Raw genomic sequence first — 449 nt, forward strand, 5'->3', positions numbered from 1 at the left:
ATATCCAGCGAAGGATGAAGAAAACTTGCGAGGTGTCTCGATGATCTGAAAAATGGCGCAGTATAATTTTTCTACAGATTATATTGGAAGCAAATATTTAAATATTACATATTCAGCGAAGAAATGTGTAATAAAAATACACATTGCGACCCCTGAAAAAAAATAAATTTTTTATGCTATTACGTATATTCATATCTATTTCAATGGAATGACAACGTGAATATTAATTATCCTGCTGAATATGAAATTGGTGATATCGTCTTTACATGTATAGGTGCTACCTTATTTGGTCAAATATCAGCTGCATCAAATTGCTGGAGTAATCACGTCGGGATCATTATCGGTCATAACGGTGAAGACTTTCTGGTTGCAGAAAGCCGTGTTCCCCTCTCAACCATCACTACGCTATCCCGTTTTATTAAACGCTCTGCTAATCAACGCTATGCTAT

The 449-nt window shown here is 35.4% G+C and carries 2 protein-coding genes; one reads left to right on the forward strand and one right to left on the reverse strand.

All coding sequences use genetic code 11. The features are described 5' to 3' along the window. Window positions 1-78: 78 nt before the first annotated feature. Window positions 79-144 carry a stress response small protein YobI gene (gene yobI, locus QQZ11_RS13555; protein WP_072123646.1) on the reverse strand — a complete coding sequence of 22 codons (66 nt, stop codon included), beginning with the start codon at window positions 142-144 and terminating at the stop codon, window positions 79-81. Window positions 145-216: 72 nt separating this feature from the next. On the opposite strand from yobI, the gene QQZ11_RS13560 reads away from it, so the two are divergent. After that, a partial coding sequence (locus QQZ11_RS13560) for a YiiX/YebB-like N1pC/P60 family cysteine hydrolase (protein ID WP_284550854.1) occupies window positions 217-449 on the forward strand: 233 nt, incomplete at its 3' end.

This window comes from Aestuariimicrobium sp. T2.26MG-19.2B (assembly GCF_950101875.1).
Lineage (GTDB): Bacteria > Actinomycetota > Actinomycetes > Propionibacteriales > Propionibacteriaceae > Aestuariimicrobium > Aestuariimicrobium kwangyangense.